This window comes from Pseudoxanthomonas taiwanensis, from assembly GCF_010093135.1.
Lineage (GTDB): Bacteria > Pseudomonadota > Gammaproteobacteria > Xanthomonadales > Xanthomonadaceae > Pseudoxanthomonas > Pseudoxanthomonas taiwanensis.
In genome coordinates this window covers 1-19,891 of the sequence record NZ_PDWK01000020.1, presented here as the reverse complement: position 1 = coordinate 19,891, position 19,891 = coordinate 1, and the positions used below count along the sequence as shown (strand labels likewise).

The window sequence follows — 19,891 nt, the reverse complement described above, 5'->3', positions numbered from 1 at the left end:
CCCGGCGCGGCTACAGCGGCAAGCGTATGGCCGCCAGGTAGTGGCCGTCCTCGATCCTGGTTTCCAGATGGCCGCGGCCGTGGGTCATGGCGTGCAACCGGGCCCGTACCCCGCTCTGGCCGACCTGGTGGCCGGGCTTGCTGGGACCGGTGCCGTGTAGCGGGTTGCGCACGCTGATCTCCAGCCAGTCCCTATCTGCGCGTACGACGATGCCGATCTCGCCGCCCCGGGGGCTGCGCTCGATGCCGTGGCGGATCGCGTTCTCCACCAGCGGTTGCAGCGACAGGACCGGCAGCGTCACCTGTGGCAGCTCGTCCGGCAATTGCCAGGCCACCTGCAGGCGTTCGCCGAAGCGCAACCCCTCTATCTCCAGGTAGCGTCTGGCCAAGGCCAGCTCCTCGGTCAGTGGCACCTCCTGTGGTCCGCCCAGCGCCGCGCGGAACAGGTCGGCCAGGTTAAGCAGCAGCTGCTCAGCCTCGGCCGGGCGCTGGTGGACCAGGGCGGCGCCGGTATTGAGGGTGTTGAACAGGAAATGCGGACGCACGCGCGCCCGCACCACCTCGATTTCGGCCTGCTTCGTGCGCAGGAGCAGCTGCCGCACACGCCAGTGATGCAGGAAGGCGGCCAGGCCCATCAGGCCAACCACCAAGGCGATGCCGGTCAGCCGCAGGAACATGGCCAGCCAACCGTCGCGGGCCAGTGGCCAGGGCTCCCGCAGTACCAGCCAGCCGGCAGCGCACACAAGCGCGGTGACCGCGATCAGGGTCACCAGAGCCATCTGCGCGATCCGGGTCGGACGCAGCCGCGCCAGCGGGCGCCGGAACAGGTAAAGCACGCCCAGGGTGGACAGCGACACCCACTGCACCACCAGCGAGGTGGTGCCGAAATAGATCAGGCGGTTGCCATCCACGCCGGGGGCCATGGCGAGGATGGCTGCCAGTCCCTCCCCGGCCAGGATGGTCCACAGGATGACGGGGGCCTGCCACAGGGTGTCGAGTGCTGAAATGGTCGGGGTGCGGGCCATGTCCAGCCGGCTTGGCGGAATGCCAGTATCATGCCGGCTCTGGGCAGCGAAGGGTAGCGTGCGGGCGGGTGGGCTGTAGCCTGCTGGCGACCGCTCACGGCGCCGGGGCGTCCTTTCATCGGCCCCGGCTTGGCGTGGCGTGGCCGGGCCAATAGCCTGTGCCGTGCCCGGAAAGGGGAGCGGAATGGACAAGCGGCATAGGGGAAATCGCCGGAGCGGCCGCCGTATGGGTAGCGCCGGCTTCAGCCTGGTCGAACTGATGGTCACCGTCGCCGTGCTGGCGGTGCTCTTGGGCCTGGCCGGGCCAAGCTTCCAAGGCGTCATCCAGCAGAACCGCCTGACCGCCGCGACCAACGAGCTGGGGGCCGCTGTGCAGCTGGCCCGGGCTGAGGCCATCCGCCGCAATCGTGAAGTGGAGTTGTGTCCCACGGAGAACGGCAGCACCTGTGGCGGGAGCAGCTGGGGCCGCGTGGTGGTACGCGGGCCGTCGAGCAGCGAGGTCGTGCGCGAGTTCGGCGTCACCGGCAGCGGCATCACTGCGGTCGGCAGCAACAAGGTGGGCAACCGGATCGCCTTCCGGCCCAATGGTCTGGTCAGGGTTGGTTCCGGTGCCAGCATCGCCACGAGCGGCACGCTGTCGATCTGCTCCATGAAGGTGGCCCAGGGCCAGAACACCCGGGACATCCAGGTGGCCGTCAGCCGGGTCAGCGTGGTCAAGCGTGACGGCGGGGCTGCCTGCGCCCAGGTCAAGATCAATGATTGAGGTGTGTCCTCCATGAAGCGACAGCGCTGCACTCCGGCAACCTGCCAGCGTGGCTCCAGCCTGATTGAAGTGCTGGTGGCCGTGCTGGTGCTGGCCATCGGGTTGCTGGGCATCGCTGCCATGCAAGCGCTCACGCTCAAGAATACCCAGAGCGCCTCCGAACGCACGGCGGCGATCATCCAGAACTACGCCATCCTGGACATGATGCGCGCCAACCGCGATGCCGCGCTGGCCGGGCAGTACAACGAGGGTTACCGCTGCGCAGCACCTTCGGATACCAGTTCCCGGGTCGGCGCCGACCGGGCGCTGTGGATCCAGCAGCTCAAGCAGAGCGTAGGCGAAAGTGCCTGCGCCCGTGTCGAATGCAACGCCAATCGATGCGTGGTCGGAGTCCGCTGGGACGACGAGCGCGCCACCGGGGGTGCGGCACAACAAGTGATCGAGATCCAGACCAGGCTCTGACATGTATCGGAAGCAACCCATGAAAGCGAGGACGGCGCAGTCCGGTCTCTCTCTGGTCGAGCTGATGATCGCCATGCTGATCGGCCTGCTCGTCGTGGTGGCCGCCGGCGGCGTATTTCTCGCGAACAAGCGGGTATATGCCTCCACCGAAACGCTCAATCGCATCCAGGAAGGAACTCGCGCCGCTTTCGAGTTGATGTCCCGCGACATCCGCGAGGCTGGGGGTAACCCCTGTTCGGCCTCCGCCGTGGTGGTGAACCAGCTGTCGAATGGCAGCAATACCTGGTGGACTGGCTGGATGAAGGGCATCCACGGGTATGACGGCACCGATGCAATGGCGTCGGGTGCGTCGGGCATGGGCCAGTTCGGCAGCAATGCCGGCCAGCGCGTGAGTGGCACCGATGCGGTCGAGGTCCATGGTGCCTTCGGCTCCGGCATCCGGGTCACAGGCCATGCCCAGCCAAGTGCCGTACTCGACGTCGGCAGCACCACTGGCCTGCAAACCAACGACATCCTGATGGTCTGCAACATGGACTATGCCTTTGTGTTCCAGGCCACCGGCTTGGCTGCTGGCAACAAGATCCAGCACAACGGCGGCAGCAGCCTGAATTGCGCCCAGGAGTTCCAGTACCAAAGCCCCTGTACGGGCACTGGGGCCAGCGGTGCCTTCGGCTACTGTTTCGTGCCAGGAGCCACGCCGTCCGCCCAGTGCATCGGCTATGGCCGTGGTCCGGCCTTCGTGGCCAAGGTCCAGACCGTGCGGTGGTTCGTCGGCAACAACTCCCGTGGTGGCCGTTCCCTGTATCGGGCCAGCCTGGCGAATCGCTCCAACGGAAACACGCCGGATACCCTGTACGAGGCCTACGAGGTGATCGAGGGCGTGGAGGACATGCAGATCACCTATCTGGAGACAGGGGCCAGCGGCTATGTCGCGGCCGGTTCGGTGACGGACTGGAGCCAGGTGCTGGCGGTGCGTATCGAAATGCTGGTGACCGGCACCGAGGGTGCCCTCAGTGCCAGGGAGACCCAAGGTGTCGACGGCCAGGCGCTGCGCCGACGGGTAACCCACGTGGTCCAGCTGCGCAATCGTGAGGCCACGCTGTGATGACCAGGCCGAGTTCTTCCGTCCGTCAGTCCGGTGCCACGCTGATCGTGGTGCTCCTGCTGTTGCTGGTGATCACCTTGCTTGGTCTGGCAGCCATGCGCGGCACCCTGATGCAGGAGCGCATGAGCGCCAACGCGAACGCGCGCGCCAAAGCCTTCCAGTACGCCGAAGCAGTGCTGCGCGAAGCCGAAAGCATGGCCGCGACCCGTCCGGCATTACCGGCTTCCGGCTGCTCGAACGGCATCTGCGCTATGACTCCGGTGAACCAGTCGCCGCCGTGGCAGGCAGACGGGTTCTGGCTTTCTGGCGGCGGCTACCGGGTTTCCGAGCTGGAGCAGCAGCCCAATCCGTATGGACTGGTTGCCCGCTATGTGATCGAGGACATGGGCGAGGGTAATGCCCCCTCCTCGAGCTGCACCAGCGACATCGACATGTCCGCGCCGGCTTGCTCCGGCAGTTCCAACGCCCGCAATTACCGTATCACCGCTTACGCGCGCCTCGGGGATGGCGCCGAAGTGGTGCTCCAGTCCAGCTACCAGGTGCCTTAAAGGCAGGGTGGGTACCGACATGAACCGGAAATACAACCGTTCCTTCCGCCAGCAGGTCATGGCGGCGCTGCTGGCCTTCGGCGCGAGCCTGCTCGCGTTGCCGGCCGGCCTGGCGCAGATCCAGACACCCCCGGCGAAGAGCTTCCCTGATTTTCCGCTGCAGACCGGCGCGGGCAACGTCGAGCCGAACATCATGTTCATCCTCGACGACTCGGGCTCCATGAGCAGCACCGAGATGGACAACCCGGATCTGGGCGCAGTCAAATTCGGGAGCTTGGACATCTCCGCGCAGACCTATACGTCCAACACCCTCTATTACAACCCGGCGGTCGATTACAAGCCATGGGTGAAGGCGGATGGCACGCGCATGAGGGGTGGCACTTCGATGACAGCCGTTTACTCGAGCGTGGACTTCGCCTCCGGCAGTACCACCAACCTCTGGGACAATGACGCCAATACTCGCACCTTCTACGTGCCGAAGAACCCTGCCAATGCCACGGCGAGCTACCTGGAGGACGCGCGCAACTACTACCGCTACCAGATCCTGCGGGTCAACGGTAACCCGACCATCATGCGCAGCGAGTATGTTCGGGGAGGTGGGTGGGGTGACTACCCCCGGAGTGAGCAGGAGGTCGTGCGTGAAACCGGTCTGTCGAGGAGCGGCAGCAACTATGCCGAGTTCACGTTCGAAGTACCCGAAGGCGTGACGGAACTGGTCGCGACCACTTCGGGCGGGTCCGGCAACCTGGACCTGTACGTGCACAGGCGCGGAAGCAGCAACAACTGGAGCCCAATCTGCGCTGACACCTCGGGGACCACCACATCCCAGTCCTGCAGTGCTTCGGAACCGAGCAGTGGCACATACCGTGTCCAGCTGAGGCCGGACAGCTGGGGGCAGTGGCCGTGGTTGTGGAGCGACACGTCGTTCAGCAACGTCACTGTTGTGGTGAAGCTGGTCAAGGATTATGGCTGCTCGACCACCAGTTCCAATAGCTATGCCTGGGGCAACTGCTCTGCAGTGTTGCCGAACAGCTCTCGCTCGCTTGACCAGGAGCTGCAGAACTTCGCTACCTGGTACTCCTACTTCCGGACCCGCATGAAGATGGCCAAGGCTGGCGCAGCCGAGGCCTTCAGCCAGCTCGGCAACAACGTCCGGGTCGGCTATCGTTCGCTGCACCAGAACAACAACAACAGCAACTTCGACATCCCCGTTGGCGACGGCAACAACGGCGTCTTCGAGGGGGCATCCAGGGAAACATGGTTCAATAGGCTCTTCAACGCCCAGAGTAACGGCGGCACGCCCCTGCGCAGCGTGCTCGAAGGTGTCGGCGACTATTTCATGAGGAGCGATGCCGACGGCCCCTATGGCCCGCAGTCTGGCGGCGCCCAGTTGGCCTGCCGGCAGAACTTCGCCATCCTGACCACGGATGGTTACTGGAACAGCGACTTCGGAAGAGGTGGTATCAACGTCGGTGACCAAGATGGTAGCAACGGTCCGTCCATCTACAACCCGGCAGATGGCACCACCTCGAACCGTTATACGCCGGCCAGCCCCTTCCGCGATGGCTCGAGCACCGGCCGCTCGAATACGCTGGCAGACGTGGCGATGAAGTACTGGAAGAACGATCTGCGTAGCGACCTGGAGAACATCGTCCCTACCAGCTCCCAGAACCCGGCCTTCTGGCAACACATGGTGACCTTCGGCATCTCCATCGGCCTGAAGGGCACGGTGGACCAGACTTCCGTAGCCGAGGTGTTGCGCGACGGATCGCCGCGCATCAAAGGCGTTGATGTGGCATGGCCGGATCCGGACATGACCAACCAGAGCGGCACTGATGAGATCCCGGCCCGTATCGACGACCTGCTGCATGCTGCCGTCAACAGCCGCGGCGAATTCGTGGCAGCCACCAGCGCTGACCGGTTCCGCGACGCGCTGGTTTCGGTGCTGGGTCAGATTCAGGCGCGTCTGGCTTCGGGTTCGAACGTGGCCACCAACAGCACCACGTTCCAGTCTGATACCCGTGTCTTCCAGGCCACGTATCGTACCGGCACCTGGACCGGCGAACTAACCGCCTACAGCGTGACCGCGGCCGGTGGCATTTCCAGCACGCCGGACTGGCGGGTAAGCGAGCGTATTGCCAGAACCTATGCCAACGACACTTCCTCCGACGACTTCCACCGCCGGACCGTGCTGACCTGGAATGCGTCCAGCAAACGCGGGGCGAGCTTCCCTACTCCGGCCCAGGAAGCCTTGCTGGCCCGTTCTTCCGGCGCGGCGTCGGTGACCGGGGCCAACAATGCGGCCTATATCAAGGGTGACCAGTCCGGGGAACTGTCCAGGGGCGGCACTCTGCGTAACCGCACTACGCCGCTGGGCGATATCATCAACTCCTCGCCGTTCTACATTCGCGACACTAATACGATCTATGTCGGAGCCAATGACGGCATGCTTCATGGCATCGATGCGCTCACCGGCGACGTGCTGTTCTCATACGTGCCGGCAGGCATCGACTTCGCGAAGCTGGCCACGCTCAGTGACCCGGCATATGGCCATGCATTCTTCGTAGACGGTCCGGTGACCGTGTCCAGTTATCGGGTAAAGTCGGGCAAGAACTACCTGGTGGGTACCCTTGGGCGCGGTGGCAGAGGGGCATTCGCCCTGGACGTAAGCGACGTCCGCAGCAGCTCCGCGAACCAGCGGTTCACGAACAATCACGTGCTGTGGGACCACACGGCCAGCCCCGATGACGACATGGGTTACGTGATTGGCTTGCCGCTGATCGTCCGCGGTAACAACGACAAGGTGCTGGCGATCGTGCCCAACGGCATCGACAGCCCGAATGGCAGTTCCGCGCTTTACGTCTATGACGTGGCCGACGGTACGCTGCTGCGCAAGATTGTGGCCGACGCCTCGGGCGGTGGCCTGTCGTCGCCGCGCGCCGCCGACCTCGATGGCGACGCCAAGGTGGACTACGTCTATGCCGGCGACATGAACGGCAATGTCTGGAAGTTCGACTTCACCTCCAGCAATCCGTCCAGCTGGGACATCGATCCGGACGTGAAGGGCCCGCTGTTTGTGGCCACCGACGACCGGGGCAAACGCCAGCCGATCACCGGTGGCCTGGCGCTGGCCAGGGAGCCGGGTACCGGGCGGATCTGGCTGACCTTCGGTACTGGCAAGCTGATTACCATCAGCGACCTGTCGTCCACTGCCATGCAGAGCTGGTATGGCATCATCGATGGTGACGCACCGATCGGCGGCCGGGCAACCGATTTGGCAAAGCGCACCATAGCGGCCACTGGTACCAACGCGCAGGGCCAGAAGGTGCGTGCCTTCGAGGCCTACTCGGCACTGCCGAACGGCAAGAAGGGCTGGTATCTGGATTTCGACCGGCCCAGCAAGGGTGAGCGGGTGGTCAGCGGCGCCCGCATCAATGGTCGCGCGGCGTTCGTGTCCAGTATCATCCCGGATGTTGGTGATGGCTGTGAGGCGGGTGGCAGCGGTTACCTGAACGTGATCGACCTGTTTACCGGTACCAGTCCGCAGGCTACCGGTGGCAACGGTTCGACTTCGTTCTTCGACCTCGACCGCTCCGGCTCGGGCGACAATGACGTGATCACCGGCGCCGACGGCAGCAGCCTTCCGATCGGTTCGGTCGACCTGGGGGTGGGCATGCCTACCGAGTCCAGCCAGATCGACGATCTCGTCCTGGTCTGCGGTTCGGACGGTAGCTGTGAAGAAGCGCCGGCGCCCGGCGCGACAGGCGGTGGCAAGCCGCGGCGCACCTCGTGGCGAGAGATCTACGGAGACTGAGCCAATGGCCAAGGTCAAGCAGGCACGCGGGTTCACCCTGATCGAACTGATGATCGTGGTGGCCATCATCGCCATCCTGGCGGCGATCGCCTATCCCAGCTACACCAACCACGTGATCAAGAGCCGCCGCGTCGCCGGTGCGGCCTGCCTGACCGAGGCAGCGCAGTTCATGGAGCGCTACTACACCACCAAGCTCACCTACGACGGCGCGAGCCTGCCCACGCTGTCCTGCATGCGAGACCTGGAAGACCACTACCTCATCGAGGTGGACGCGGACGGTAGTGCCTACACGGTGACCGCGACCCCTCGAGGGCGACAAGCGAGTGACAGGTGCGGCACCCTGAGCCTGGATCAGAAGGGCACGCGTTCGGCCGGCGGCACCGGGGTGACCGCGTCCGATTGCTGGTGATGACGTGAGGCTTGCCTTACCGGTGCCGGCCTGCATACAATTTGCTCCCCCGCCCGAATAGCTCAGCTGGTTAGAGCACTTGACTGTTAATCAGGGGGTCGTTGGTTCGAGTCCAACTTCGGGCGCCATATTCATGAAGCACTTAGGCCCGCCTTGGCGGGCCTAAGTGCTTTTTGTATGCCAGCCGCTGGTCGCCTGCTGTGTGCTCGGCGGAGCGGTTCGTTCAGTTTGGCAGGGCCGCGGTGGGCCAAGGGCGGTTCAGCTCTCCGGGCAAGGTTGTGGTCGCTCCAGGCGCTGGCTGCGGGTGCGGCCGGCGTTGTTGACCACCACTTCGCCGCGCAACTGCCCGCCCACGCAGACTCTCAAGGTGAGGTTGGTGCCACTGTTGCGGCCGTCGGGCTGGTAGCGCACCCGGTGCCGTCCGGTGGAGGACACCACCCGCACGTCCGGGTGGAAAGGCTGGCGTATGTTGCGCAGCACGTCGGCCTCCGAGGCGGGTTGGCCGGTCCGGGCCGGGTCCAGAAACAGGAGCCAGTCCCCGCTCCAATCGGTTCCGCCGGCGCAGCGGCCGTCGCCCCGGGATGGGCACAGAGTCACCGGCATCCGCCGGGTGATGGCGGTGCTGCGGGCCTGGGCCAGCTGGGCGCTGACCAGGTGCATGGCGGTGGCCACCCGGTGGCGGCGCAACGCTTCCTTGAAGGAGGGCAGGGCGAGCCCGCACGCGATGGCGACCACGGCCGCCACCGCGGCGGTCTCGACCAGACTGTATCCCGGCGCATCCTTGCGCATGGGCGAATCCTTTCGCTCGGGAGCCTCCAGCATGCGGTTCGCCGCCAGGCACCGGAATCGGCGCGGCGCCGCGGCGGCTGTAGGAAATCTGACCGGGCGGACGTCATCCGCGCCGGATGCACGCGGCGGCAACGGCCCGCCACCTATACTGGAAGGTCATTCCACGGGTAGCGGCGCATGAGCGAGCGTTTCGAACTGGTGGCCCCGTACGCGCCTGCCGGCGACCAGCCGCAGGCCATCGCGCGCCTGGTCGAGGGATTCGAGGCCGGCCTGGCCAGGCAGGTGCTGCTGGGCGTGACCGGCTCGGGCAAGACCTTCACCATCGCCAACGTGGTCCAGCAGATCCAGAAGCCGACCCTGGTGATGGCCCACAACAAGACCCTGGCCGCGCAGCTGTACGGGGAGTTCAAGCAGTTCTTCCCGCACAACGCGGTCGAGTACTTCGTCAGCTATTACGACTACTACCAGCCCGAGGCCTACGTCCCCTCGACCGACACCTACATCGAGAAGGACAGCTCGATCAACGACCACATCGAGCAGATGCGCCTGGCCGCGACCAAGGCGCTGCTGTCGCGGCGCGACGTGCTGGTGGTGGCCACGGTCTCGGCGATCTACGGGCTGGGCGCGCCGGAGGACTACCTGTCCCTGCGCCTGATCCTCTCCCGCGGCGAGCGCATCGACCAGCGCGAGCTGCTGCGGCACCTGACCCAGCTGCAGTACACCCGCAACGAGTACGAGCTGCAGCGCGGCACCTTCCGCGTGCGCGGCGAGGTGGTGGACGTACACCCGGCCGAAAGCGACAACGAGGCCGTGCGCATCGAGCTGTTCGACGGCGAGATCGAGAACATCGCCCTGTTCGACCCGCTCACCGGCGAGATCCTGCGCCGCATCCCGCGCTACACCATCTACCCGAAGACCCACTACGCCACCACGCGCGAGCGGGTGCTGAACGCCATCGAGACCATCAAGGCCGAGCTGAAGGAGCGCCTGGAGCAGCTGTATGCGGCCAACAAGCTGGTCGAGGCCCAGCGACTGGCCCAGCGCACCCAGTTCGACCTGGAGATGATGGCCGAGGTCGGCTACTGCTCCGGCATCGAGAACTACTCCAGACACCTGACCGGCAAGGCCCCGGGCGAGCCGCCGCCGACCCTGTTCGACTACCTGCCGCCGGATGCGCTGCTGGTGGTGGACGAGTCGCACGTGACCATCCCGCAGATCGGCGCCATGTACCGCGGCGACCGCTCGCGCAAGGAGACCCTGGTCGAGTTCGGCTTCCGCCTGCCTTCGGCGCTGGACAACCGCCCGCTGAAGTTCGAGGAGTGGGAGGCGCGCTCGCCGCGCTCGATCTACGTCTCGGCCACGCCCGGCCCGTACGAGCTGCGCGAGGCCGGCGACCACGTGGTCGAGCTGGTGGTGCGCCCCACCGGCCTGGTGGATCCGAAGGTGGAAGTGCGCCCGGTCGCCACCCAGGTGGACGACCTGATGGGCGAGATCAACAAGCGCGTGGCCATGGGCGACCGAGTGCTGGTCACCACCCTGACCAAGCGCATGGCCGAGAACCTGACCGAATACCTGGCCGAGCACGGCATCCGCGTGCGCTACCTGCACTCGGACGTGGACACGGTCGAGCGCGTGGAGATCATCCGCGACCTGCGCCTGGGCAAGTTCGACGTGCTGGTGGGCATCAACCTGCTGCGCGAGGGCCTGGACATGCCCGAGGTGTCGCTGGTGGCGATCCTGGACGCGGACAAGGAGGGCTTCCTGCGTTCGACCGGCTCGCTGATCCAGACCATCGGCCGCGCCGCGCGCAACCTGCGCGGCACCGCCATCCTCTACGCCGACACCATCACCCGCTCGATGCAGGCGGCCATCGAGGAGACCGAGCGGCGCCGGCGCAAGCAGGAGCAGTACAACGCCGAGCACGGCATCGTCCCGCGCGCGGTGGTGCGCCCGGTCAACGACGTGATGGAGGGCGCTCGCGCCGAGCCCGGCGAGGTCAAGGGCAAGGCCAAGGGCCGCGGCAAGGCACGCCAGGTGGCGGAGGCCGAGGCCGATTACGCCGTGCTCGACCCGGCCCAGGCCGCGCGCCGCATCCAGGAGCTGGAAAAGCGCATGTACCAGCATGCCCGCGACCTGGAGTTCGAGGAGGCCGCGCGCCTGCGCGACCAGATCCGGCGGATCAAGGAGGCCAGCCTGGTCGGCTGAGCCCGGGCCGGCGGGGCGGACGGGCCGCCGCCCGCGGCCCGCCGGCCGCGCGGAAGCTTGTGGAGCGGCGCCGGGCACGTTAGAATGCGCGCCCCGCCGTGGTACTGGCCACGGTGCGCGCTACGGGCGGTTAGCTCAGCGGTAGAGCACTACCTTGACATGGTAGGGGTCACAGGTTCGAACCCTGTACCGCCCCCCAACCCGATTGGCCCCTCCGGCCCGGTTGGTTCCTTCCCCCTCACGCACTGCACCCTGGTTGCCCGGGCGATCGGCGGCCGGGCGGCGTTCTCCCGTTCCATCCACGCCGGCCGCCTGGCCTGGCGCGTGCCCGTGCGCGGATGCGGCACGCCAGCGGGGTTGCCCCGATGGGCCGCCCGATGGGCCGTGCCTATAATCCGCGCGTTCCATCCGCGCCGTGCCTATGGGGAAAAGGGCTCGTCCGACCACATCACCCGCCTGCTGAACGCCTGGCGGGCCGGCGACCTGCAGGCGCGGGAATCGCTGTTCGACGCGGTCTATGCGGTGCTGCGCGACATGGCCGTGTCCCGCCTCGGGGGCGACCGCCAGGACGTCACCCTCAGGCCCACCTCGCTGGTGCACGAGGCGCTGCTGCGCATGCTCGGCCGCGATGTCAGCTACACCGACCGCGCCCACTTCTTCGCCCTGGTGGCGCTGAAGATGCGCTGTGCTGGTGGACTACGCCCGGGCCAGCCTGGCGGCCAAGCGCGGCGGCGGCGCGGTCAACGTCACCCTGTCCCACGTGGACGCCGGCGGTGTGCACCGCGAGGACATCGGCGACTACGACGTGCTGGCCCTGCACCAGGCGCTGGAGCGCCTGAGCGAGCATGACCGGCGCGCCGGCCGCGCGGTGGAGATGGCCTATTTCGGCGGCATGTCGCACGAGGAGATCGCCACGGTGCTGGACGTGTCCGTGCCGACCGTGGACCGCGACCTGCGCTTCGCCCGGGCCTGGCTCAACCGCCAGCTGGCCTGAGCGGTACCGTGCGGACAGGGGGCGGGATGGGCGAGGAACGCTGGCGGCAGCTGCGCGACCTGTTCGATGCGGTGTGCGACCTGCCTCCCGAGACCTGGGACGAGGAGCTGGCCCGGCGTACCCGCGACCCGGCGCTGATCCGCGAGACGCTGGAGCTGCTGCGCTCGCAGACGGTGGCGCTGGAGCGCGCGCGTGCGCCGCTGGACGGCCTGCTGGCGCGCATGGCCGCGCCCGAGCTGAAGCCGGGCGACATGCTCGGCCCGTGGCGGCTGGGCGAGCGCTTGGGTGCCGGCGGCATGGGCGTGGTGTACCGGGCCGAGCGCGCCGACGGCCTGTACGAGCGCAAGGTGGCGGTGAAGCTTCTGCACGGGCTGCCGGACGCGCGCAGCGCCGAGCGCCTGGCCGCCGAGCGGCGCATCCTGGCCGGGCTGCGCCATCCCAACATCGCCCACCTGTACGACGGCGGCACCACCGCGGCCGGCTTCCCGTACCTGGTGATGGAGCTGGTCGAGGGGCAGCCGCTGGACGCCTGGTGCCGCACCCGCAAGCCCGGCCTGCGCGAGCGGCTGCAGCTGTTCCTGCGCATCTGCCGCGCGGTGCAGGCCGCGCACGCGCACCTGGTGGTGCACTGCGACCTCAAGCCCGGCAACGTGCTGGTGCGCGCGGACGGCGAGCCGGTGCTGCTGGATTTCGGCATCGCACGCCTGGCCGATGCCGTCGAGGGCGACCGCTCGGCCTTCTGCACGCCGGCCTACGCCGCGCCCGAGTCGCTGGACGGCGGGCCGGTCGGCGTGGCCTCGGACGTGTTCAGCCTGGGCGTGATCCTGACCGAGCTGCTGGCCTGCCGGACGGTGGGCCGCCAGGCCGGGGACCGGCACGTCCCGGTGCCGCCGCCCAGCCGCCTGGCCGGGCGCGACTGCCCGTGGCGGGCGCGGCTGCGCGGCGACCTGGACGCGATCGCGGCCCGTGCCTGCGCCCTGGCGCCGGACGGCCGCTACGGCTCGGTGGAGGCCTTCGCCGACGACCTGCAGCGCCACCTCGAATGCCGGCCGGTGCTGGCGCGGCAGGGCGGAGCGTTGTACCGCCTGAGCCGGGCCCTGCGCCGGCACTGGCAGGCGGCCGCGGTGACCACGCTGGTGGTCGGCCTGGTGGCCGGATTCGTCTGGCGCCTGGGCGAGGCGCGCGACCGCGCCGAGCGCGAGGCGCGGGTGGCCGAGCAGGTCGGCCAGTTCATGCTGGGCGTCTTCGAGGCGTCCGATCCGCGCAGGACCGGCCGGGGCGGGGACGAGGTCTCCGTGCGCGAGCTGCTGGACGCCGGCGCGGCGCGCATCGCCGCGCTGGCCGACACCCCGGAGGTGCACGCGCGCGTGCAGCAGTTGATGGGGCAGGCCTACGCCAACATCGGCCAGCCGGCCCGCGCCGAGCAGCTGCTGCGCGAGGCCGCCGGGGCGCTGCAGTCGCCGCAGGTGCGGCAGCCGGTGCGTGCGGCCGCCGCCCTCAACGACCTGCCCACGCTGCTGGCCAACGAAGGCCGCGGCCGCGAGGCCGAGGAGGCCGCGCGCCGCTCGCTGGCCCTGCTGGAGGCGGCCGGCGAGCAGGGTGTGGTCGCGGCCCGCGCCTGGAACTCGCTGGGCCTGGCGCTGGTGGAGCTGGAGCGGCTGGACGAGGCCGAGGCCGCGTTCCGGCGCTCGCTGGAGATGCGCCGCGACCTGCCGGACTACGGCCGGCACCGCTCGCGCATCCTGCACAACCTCGGCCTGCTGTACCGGCAACGGGGCGACCTGCAGCGCTCCGAGGCCGTGCTGCGCGAGGCCCTGGCCGGCAAGCTGGAGTTCGACGGCGAGCACTCCTACGAGGTCTGGATCACCCGCCACACCCTGGCCGTGGCCCTGACCTCGCGCGGCCGGCTGCGCGAGGCGCGCGCGCTGCAGCAGGCCAACCTGGAACTGGGCCTGCACCTGTTCGGCGAGGCCAGCACCAACACCGCCCTGACCTACGGCGAACTGGCCAGCCTGACCCAGGACCTGGGCGAGCTGGAAACCGCTGCGCGCCACTGCCGGCGCGCCATGGCCATCGTCGTCGCCGCCCAGGGCGAGGACAACGCCATCTACATGCGCCTGCTCGGCAACCTGGGCACGCTGGAGGAGTGGCGCGGCGACACCGCGCGCGCCGGCGAGGCCTACCGCCGCACCCTCGAGTTCCGGCGCCGCACCCTGGGCGAGGACCACAGCGGCACGCTCACCACCGCCGGCAACCTGGCGCGCCTGCTCATGCGCGCCGGCCGGCTCGACGAGGCCGGGCCGCTGGTGGCGCATGCGTTGCGGGTGCACTCGGCGCGCCTGGAGCAGGGAGCGCCGGCGCGCGTGTGGGCGCAGATGTCCTGGGCCGAGTGGCTGTTGCACAGCGGCCGCCACGACGCGGCCCGGGCGATGCTGGAGGAGGTGGCTCCGCACCTGCCGGAGCTGGCGCCGTACTACACGCTGCGCCACCTGGAGCTGCAGGCCGAGCACGCCCGGGCGCGGGGACGCGTGGCCGAGGCGGCAGTGGCGTGGCGGCGCGCGGTGGAGATGGCGGAGGCCGAATACGGCCCGGATGCGTTCATGGTGGCGCGCCTGCGGGTGCCGCTGGCGGAGGCACTGCTGGCGGCCCGCCGCCTGGAACGGCTGGAGTCGCGCCTGCGCGCCGGCAAGCGGCCCGCAGGCCTGGCCCCCCAACGGGAGGCTGGGGGCCCGGGGTGCCGTCAGACTTCCAGCGAGGCCAGGTCGCCCTTGGTCTCCAGCCACGCCTTGCGGTCGGCCGCGCGCTTCTTGGCCAGCAGCATGTCCATCAGGGCGTGGGTCTGCTCCGGGTCGTCCACGGTCAGCTGCACCAGGCGGCGGGTGTCCGGGTGGATGGTGGATTCGCGCAGCTGCTGCGGGTTCATCTCGCCCAGGCCCTTGAAGCGGGTCACGCTGACCTGCCCCTTGATCTTCTCCCGCTCGATCTTCTCCAGCAGCAGGCGCTTCTCCTCCTCGTCCAGGGCGTAGAACACCTGCTTGCCCACGTCCACGCGGAACAGCGGCGGCATGGCCACGAACACGTGGCCGGCCCGCACCAGCGCCGGGAAGTGGCGCAGGAACAGCGCCGACAGCAGGGTGGCGATGTGCAGGCCGTCGGAGTCGGCGTCGGCCAGGATGATGATCTTGCCGTAGCGCAGGCCGGTCAGGTCGTCCTTGCCCGGATCACAGCCGATGGCCACGGCCAGGTCGTGCACCTCCTGCGAAGCCAGCACGCTGGAGGAAGTCACCTCCCAGGTGTTCAGGATCTTGCCGCGCAGCGGGAGGATGGCCTGGAAGTCCTTGTCGCGGGCCTGCTTGGCGCTGCCACCGGCCGAGTCGCCCTCCACCAGGAACAGCTCGGTGCGCGACAGGTCCTGGCTGGTGCAATCGGCCAGCTTGCCGGGCAGGGCCGGGCCCTGGGTCACCTTCTTGCGGACGACCTGCTTCTCGGTCTTCAGGCGCGCGGCGGCGCGTTCGATGGCGATCTGGGCGATGCGCTCGCCCATGTCCACGTGCTGGTTCAGCCACAGGCTGAAGGCGTCGTGCGCCGCGCCCTCGACGAAGGCGGCGGCCTGGCGCGAGCTCAGGCGCTCCTTGGTCTGGCCGCTGAACTGCGGGTCGGTCATCTTCAGCGAAAGCACGAAGGAGACCCGGTCCCACACGTCCTCGGGCGCCAGCTTCACGCCGCGCGGCAGCAGGTTGCGGAAGTCGCAGAACTCGCGCAGCGCGTCGGTCAGGCCCGTGCGCAGGCCGTTGACGTGGGTGCCGTGCTGCGGGGTGGGGATCAGGTTGACGTAGCTTTCCTGCACCAGCTCGCCTTCCGGCACCCAGGCCACCGCCCAGTCCACCGTCTCCTCCTCGCGCGCCAGGGCGCCGACGAACAGCTCCGGCGGCAGCAGCTCGCGCCCGGCCAGCTCGCCGCGCAGGTAGTCGCGCAGGCCGTCCTCGAAGTGCCAGCGGTCGCGCTCGCCGGTGGCCTCGTCGAACAGGGTCACCACCAGGCCCGGGCACAGCACGGCCTTGGCGCGCAGCAGGTGGCGCAGGGCGCGCACATTGAACTTCGGCGAGTCGAAGTACTTCGGGTCCGGCCAGAAGCGCACGCGCGTGCCGGTGTTCTTCTTCCCGACCGTGCCCACCACCTCCAGCGGGGTGGCGCGGTCGCCGTCGCGGAAGGTGATGCGGTGCTCGGCGCCGTCGCGCTTGATGTGCACCTCCACCAGCTTCGACAGGGCGTTGACCACGCTCACGCCCACGCCGTGCAGGCCGCCGCTGAAGGTGTAGTTCCTGTTGCTGAACTTGCCGCCGGCGTGCAGGCGGGTGAGGATCAGCTCCACGCCGGGGATCTTCTCCTCCGGGTGGATGTCCACCGGCATGCCGCGGCCGTCGTCGGCCACCTCGCAGCTGCCGTCCTTGTACAGGACCACGTCGATCTGGCGGGCGTGGCCGGCCAGCGCCTCGTCCCCCGCGTTGTCGATCACCTCCTGCGCCAGGTGGTTCGGGCGCGAGGTGTCGGTGTACATGCCCGGGCGGCGCTTGACCGGGTCCAGGCCGGAGAGGACTTCGATGTCGGCGGCGTTGTAGCGGCTGCTCATTGAACCTTGGGGGTTGGGGATTCGCGGGTCCGGGCGCGGAAGTGTGCGGCCTGGCCCCGTTTTTTGCACGCCCGGGACCGTTCAGGGGGCGGTAGCGGGGGCGCGGTAAAGTAGGCACGTGGCGCGGCGGGCCTTCCGCCGCCGCGCGACCGCAGGGCGGGCCGGTCCCGCCGAGCCGAGGAGGTCCGCATGAAACGCATCCTGTTCTGGGGCATCGCTGCCGCCGTGGCCGCGGCCGCCATCCCGGTGCTGGCGCAGAAACGCCAGAGCCAGTCCGGTCCGCAGGCCGCGCCCCTGGCCGACCACAAGGCCCAGGAGCAGCGCGAGCGCGAGGAGGCGGCCGAGCGCGCCCGGCGCCGCGAGGCGGCGCGCGCCGGCCGGGACGCCCGCGCCAAGGGCCGGCCGCAGCGCGAGGAAGAGGAAGAGGACCGCCGCCGCCCGCCCGCCTGAGCGGGCGCGGCGCCCGGCGCGCGCGCCGGAAACGCGGTGTCCGCGCGCGCCGGCTTGGGGATGGGCGGGCCAGCCGGTAGACTATGGCTTTCCGGAGCACCGCCATGACTCCCCTGATCTTCGTTACCGGCGGCGTCGTGTCCTCCCTGGGCAAGGGCATCGCCGCCGCCTCGCTTGCGGCCATCCTCGAGGCCCGTGGCTTGCGGGTCACGATGATGAAGCTGGATCCCTACATCAACGTGGATCCGGGCACGATGAGCCCCTTCCAGCACGGCGAGGTGTACGTCACCGACGACGGCGCCGAGACCGACCTGGACCTGGGCCACTACGAGCGCTTCGTCCGCACCCGCCTCAGCCGCAAGAACTCCATCACCACCGGCCGGATCTACGAGACCGTAATCCGCAAGGAGCGCCGCGGCGACTACCTCGGCGCCACCGTGCAGGTGATTCCGCACATCACCGACGAGATCAAGCGCTGCATCGACGAGGCCACCCAGGGCTTCGACGTGGCCCTGGTCGAGATCGGCGGCACGGTGGGCGACATCGAGTCGCTGCCGTTCCTGGAGGCGATCCGCCAGATCCGCGCCGAGCGCGGCCCGGAGAAGGCGCTGTTCATGCACCTGACCCTGGTGCCGTACATCGCCGCCGCCGGCGAGCTGAAGACCAAGCCGACCCAGCACTCGGTCAAGGAGCTGCGCTCCATCGGCATCCAGCCGGACGTGCTGCTGTGCCGCTCGGAGCAGCCGCTGCCGGACGGCGAGCGGCGCAAGATCGCCCTGTTCACCAACGTCTCCGAGCGCGCGGTCATCTCGGTCAAGGACGTGGACGTGCTGTACAAGCTGCCGCTGGAGCTGCACGCCCAGGGCCTGGACGCGCTGGTGGTCGAGCGCCTGCGCCTGCCGGTGGCCGGCGCGGCCGACCTGTCCGAGTGGGAGGCGGCGGTGGACGCCACCCTGCACCCGGTGGACGAGGTCACCATCGCCGTGGTCGGCAAGTACGTGGACCACAAGGACGCGTACAAGTCGGTCGGCGAAGCGCTCAAGCACGGCGGCCTGCGCCAGCGCACCCGGGTCAACCTCAAGTGGGTCGAGTCGCAGGACGTCGAGCGCTACGGCACCGGCCTGCTGGAGGGCGTGGACGGCATCCTGGTGCCGGGCGGCTTCGGCGACCGCGGCTTCGAGGGCAAGGTCCTGACCTCGAAGTATGCCCGCGAGCACGGCGTGCCGTACTTCGGCATCTGCTACGGCATGCAGGCCGCGGTGGTGGACTACGCCCGCCACGTGGCCGGCCTGGAGGGCGCCAACAGCACCGAGAACGACAAGCAGTGCCCGCACCCGGTGATCGGCCTGATCACCGAGTGGCGCACCAGCACCGGCGAGATCGAGAAGCGCGACGAGAAGTCCGACCTGGGCGGCACCATGCGCCTGGGCCTGCAGGAGCAGCGGATCAAGCCGGGCACCCTGGCCCGCGAGCTGTACGGCAAGGACATCGTGGCCGAGCGCCACCGCCACCGCTACGAGTTCAACAACCGCTACCGCACCCAGCTGGAGGACGCCGGCCTGGTGATCTCGGCCAAGTCGCTGGACGACACCCTGGTGGAGATGGTCGAGCTGCCGCGCCAGGTGCATCCCTGGTTCCTGGCCTGCCAGGCGCATCCGGAGTTCCTGTCCACCCCGCGCGAGGGCCACCCGCTGTTCATCGGCTTCATCCGCGCCGCGCGCGAGAAGAAGGCCGGCGGCAAGCTGCTGAAGGAGGCACGCGCATGAAGCTGTGCGGATTCGAGGTCGGCCTGGACCGGCCGCTGTTCCTGATCGCCGGCCCCTGCGTGATCGAGTCGCTGCAGCTGCAGCTGGACACCGCCGGCCGGCTGAAGGAGATCACTTCGCGGCTGGGCATGAACTTCATCTTCAAGTCCAGCTTCGACAAGGCCAACCGCACCAGCGCCAGCAGTTTCCGCGGCCCGGGCCTGGAGGAGGGCCTGAAGGTGCTGGCCGAGGTCAAGCGCCAGATCGGCGTGCCGGTGCTGACCGACGTGCACGAGTACACCCCCATCGAGGAAGTGGCCGCGGTGGTGGACGTGCTGCAGACCCCGGCCTTCCTGGTGCGCCAGACCGACTTCATCCGCCGGGTGTGCTCGGCCGGCAGGCCGGTGAACATCAAGAAGGGCCAGTTCCTCTCCCCGTGGGAGATGAAGCCGGTGGTGGAGAAGGCCAAGTCCACCGGCAACCAGGACATCCTGGTCTGCGAGCGCGGGGCGTCCTTCGGCTACAACAACCTGGTCAGCGACATGCGCTCGCTGGCGGTGATGCGCGACACCGGCTGCCCGGTGGTGTTCGACGCCACCCACTCGGTGCAGTTGCCCGGCGGCCAGGGCACCAGCTCCGGCGGCCAGCGCGAGTTCGTGCCGGTGCTGGCGCGCGCGGCGGTGGCCGTGGGCATCTCCGGCCTGTTCGCCGAGACCCACCCGGACCCGGCCAGGGCCCTGTCCGACGGCCCCAACGCCTGGCCGCTGGACCGCATGGAAGGCCTGCTGGAGACCCTGCTGGAGCTGGACGCGGTGACCAAGCGCCACGGCTTCGCCGAGCAGTCCCTGTAGCAGGGCCGTGGTTGCACCGGCAACCGGCGCGCGCCGCCGGGTGCCGGCGTCGCGGCGGCCGGGCGCGGGCGCCGGTACGGCGGGCGCGGCCGAAGAAGACAT

At 68.9% G+C, this 19,891-nt stretch carries 14 protein-coding genes, 2 tRNA genes and 2 pseudogenes; 15 read left to right on the top strand and 3 right to left on the bottom strand.

Annotation, left to right across the window (positions count from 1 at the left end; translation table 11 throughout):
* Positions 1–10: 10 nt before the first annotated feature.
* Positions 11–1,024 (bottom strand): sensor histidine kinase, encoded by a 1,014-nt coding sequence (locus CR938_RS05625; RefSeq protein WP_162124057.1) that lies wholly within the window; start codon positions 1,022–1,024, stop codon positions 11–13.
* A gap of 184 nt (positions 1,025–1,208) precedes the next feature.
* On the opposite strand from CR938_RS05625, the gene CR938_RS05620 reads away from it, so the two are divergent.
* From CR938_RS05620 to CR938_RS05590, 7 genes are all read left to right on the top strand, one after another.
* Positions 1,209–1,787, top strand: coding sequence for a GspH/FimT family pseudopilin (locus tag CR938_RS05620; protein WP_162124056.1), 579 nt, complete (start codon positions 1,209–1,211; stop codon positions 1,785–1,787).
* A gap of 12 nt (positions 1,788–1,799) precedes the next feature.
* Positions 1,800–2,249, top strand: a complete 450-nt coding sequence (pilV, locus tag CR938_RS05615) for a type IV pilus modification protein PilV (protein WP_162124055.1) — start codon at positions 1,800–1,802, stop codon at positions 2,247–2,249.
* Between the two features lie 19 nt (positions 2,250–2,268).
* The gene (locus tag CR938_RS05610; RefSeq protein ID WP_162124054.1) at positions 2,269–3,354 is read left to right on the top strand and encodes a PilW family protein; all 1,086 of its coding nucleotides are present in this window, start codon (positions 2,269–2,271) and stop codon (positions 3,352–3,354) included.
* Entirely contained in the window at positions 3,354–3,902 is a 549-nt protein-coding gene (locus CR938_RS05605) for a pilus assembly PilX family protein (RefSeq protein ID WP_162124053.1), read from the top strand. Before CR938_RS05610 ends, CR938_RS05605 begins: the two co-directional genes overlap by 1 nt.
* A 19-nt stretch (positions 3,903–3,921) precedes the next feature.
* A complete protein-coding gene (locus tag CR938_RS05600) occupies positions 3,922–7,716 on the top strand; it encodes a PilC/PilY family type IV pilus protein (RefSeq protein WP_162124052.1) in 3,795 nt (1,264 codons plus the stop codon).
* Positions 7,717–7,720: 4 nt separating this feature from the next.
* Positions 7,721–8,125, top strand: a complete 405-nt coding sequence (locus CR938_RS05595) for a type IV pilin protein (RefSeq protein ID WP_162124051.1) — start codon at positions 7,721–7,723, stop codon at positions 8,123–8,125.
* Between the two features lie 51 nt (positions 8,126–8,176).
* A tRNA-Asn gene (locus CR938_RS05590) sits at positions 8,177–8,253 on the top strand.
* 130 nt (positions 8,254–8,383) lie between these two features.
* Here CR938_RS05590 and CR938_RS05585 read toward each other — a convergent pair.
* Positions 8,384–8,914 (bottom strand): GspH/FimT family protein, encoded by a 531-nt coding sequence (locus CR938_RS05585; protein ID WP_162124050.1) that lies wholly within the window; start codon positions 8,912–8,914, stop codon positions 8,384–8,386.
* A 177-nt stretch (positions 8,915–9,091) separates the two neighbouring features.
* Between CR938_RS05585 and uvrB the strand changes: the two genes are divergently transcribed.
* The 5 genes and pseudogenes from uvrB to CR938_RS05560 form a co-directional block, all read left to right on the top strand.
* Positions 9,092–11,119, top strand: a complete 2,028-nt coding sequence (gene uvrB, locus CR938_RS05580) for an excinuclease ABC subunit UvrB (RefSeq protein WP_162124049.1) — start codon at positions 9,092–9,094, stop codon at positions 11,117–11,119.
* A 124-nt stretch (positions 11,120–11,243) separates the two neighbouring features.
* Positions 11,244–11,318: transfer RNA gene (locus CR938_RS05575), tRNA-Val, on the top strand.
* Positions 11,279–11,791: pseudogene (locus tag CR938_RS14950) on the top strand (ECF-type sigma factor); the annotation flags it as partial. The gene CR938_RS05575 and the pseudogene CR938_RS14950, both read left to right, overlap by 40 nt.
* 13 nt (positions 11,792–11,804) lie before the next feature.
* Positions 11,805–12,113 carry an ECF-type sigma factor gene (locus tag CR938_RS14790; RefSeq protein ID WP_281350237.1) on the top strand — a complete coding sequence of 103 codons (309 nt, stop codon included), beginning with the start codon at positions 11,805–11,807 and terminating at the stop codon, positions 12,111–12,113.
* A gap of 26 nt (positions 12,114–12,139) precedes the next feature.
* Positions 12,140–14,545: pseudogene (locus CR938_RS05560) on the top strand (serine/threonine-protein kinase); the annotation flags it as partial.
* A 308-nt stretch (positions 14,546–14,853) separates the two neighbouring features.
* Here the strand turns inward: CR938_RS05560 and parE are convergent.
* Positions 14,854–16,743, bottom strand: coding sequence for a DNA topoisomerase IV subunit B (gene parE, locus CR938_RS14570; RefSeq protein ID WP_162124045.1), 1,890 nt, complete (start codon positions 16,741–16,743; stop codon positions 14,854–14,856).
* A gap of 189 nt (positions 16,744–16,932) precedes the next feature.
* Here parE and CR938_RS05550 point away from each other — a divergent pair, with 189 nt between their 5' ends.
* The 3 genes from CR938_RS05550 (at position 16,933) to kdsA (ending at position 19,789) form a co-directional block, all read left to right on the top strand.
* A complete protein-coding gene (locus tag CR938_RS05550) occupies positions 16,933–17,193 on the top strand; it encodes a hypothetical protein (protein ID WP_162124044.1) in 261 nt (86 codons plus the stop codon).
* A 104-nt stretch (positions 17,194–17,297) separates the two neighbouring features.
* A complete protein-coding gene (gene pyrG / locus CR938_RS05545; RefSeq protein WP_162124043.1) occupies positions 17,298–18,959 on the top strand; it encodes a CTP synthase in 1,662 nt (553 codons plus the stop codon).
* Positions 18,956–19,789: a 3-deoxy-8-phosphooctulonate synthase gene (gene kdsA / locus CR938_RS05540; protein WP_162124042.1), complete on the top strand. Its 834-nt coding sequence runs from the start codon at positions 18,956–18,958 to the stop codon at positions 19,787–19,789. Before pyrG ends, kdsA begins: the two co-directional genes overlap by 4 nt.
* Positions 19,790–19,891: the final 102 nt, after the last annotated feature.

Bases quoted from the DNA above. Each gene is read 5' to 3' on its own strand.
- CR938_RS05625 (WP_162124057.1), bottom strand. From the start codon at position 1,024: ATGGCCCGCACCCCGACCATTTCAGCACTCGACACCCTGTGGCAGGCC.
- CR938_RS05620 (WP_162124056.1), top strand. From the start codon at position 1,209: ATGGACAAGCGGCATAGGGGAAATCGCCGGAGCGGCCGCCGTATGGGT.
- pilV (WP_162124055.1), top strand. From the start codon at position 1,800: ATGAAGCGACAGCGCTGCACTCCGGCAACCTGCCAGCGTGGCTCCAGC.
- CR938_RS05610 (WP_162124054.1), top strand. From the start codon at position 2,269: ATGAAAGCGAGGACGGCGCAGTCCGGTCTCTCTCTGGTCGAGCTGATG.
- CR938_RS05605 (WP_162124053.1), top strand. From the start codon at position 3,354: ATGACCAGGCCGAGTTCTTCCGTCCGTCAGTCCGGTGCCACGCTGATC.
- CR938_RS05600 (WP_162124052.1), top strand. From the start codon at position 3,922: ATGAACCGGAAATACAACCGTTCCTTCCGCCAGCAGGTCATGGCGGCG.
- CR938_RS05595 (WP_162124051.1), top strand. From the start codon at position 7,721: ATGGCCAAGGTCAAGCAGGCACGCGGGTTCACCCTGATCGAACTGATG.
- CR938_RS05585 (WP_162124050.1), bottom strand. From the start codon at position 8,914: ATGCGCAAGGATGCGCCGGGATACAGTCTGGTCGAGACCGCCGCGGTG.
- uvrB (WP_162124049.1), top strand. From the start codon at position 9,092: ATGAGCGAGCGTTTCGAACTGGTGGCCCCGTACGCGCCTGCCGGCGAC.
- parE (WP_162124045.1), bottom strand. From the start codon at position 16,743: ATGAGCAGCCGCTACAACGCCGCCGACATCGAAGTCCTCTCCGGCCTG.
- CR938_RS05550 (WP_162124044.1), top strand. From the start codon at position 16,933: ATGAAACGCATCCTGTTCTGGGGCATCGCTGCCGCCGTGGCCGCGGCC.
- pyrG (WP_162124043.1), top strand. From the start codon at position 17,298: ATGACTCCCCTGATCTTCGTTACCGGCGGCGTCGTGTCCTCCCTGGGC.
- kdsA (WP_162124042.1), top strand. From the start codon at position 18,956: ATGAAGCTGTGCGGATTCGAGGTCGGCCTGGACCGGCCGCTGTTCCTG.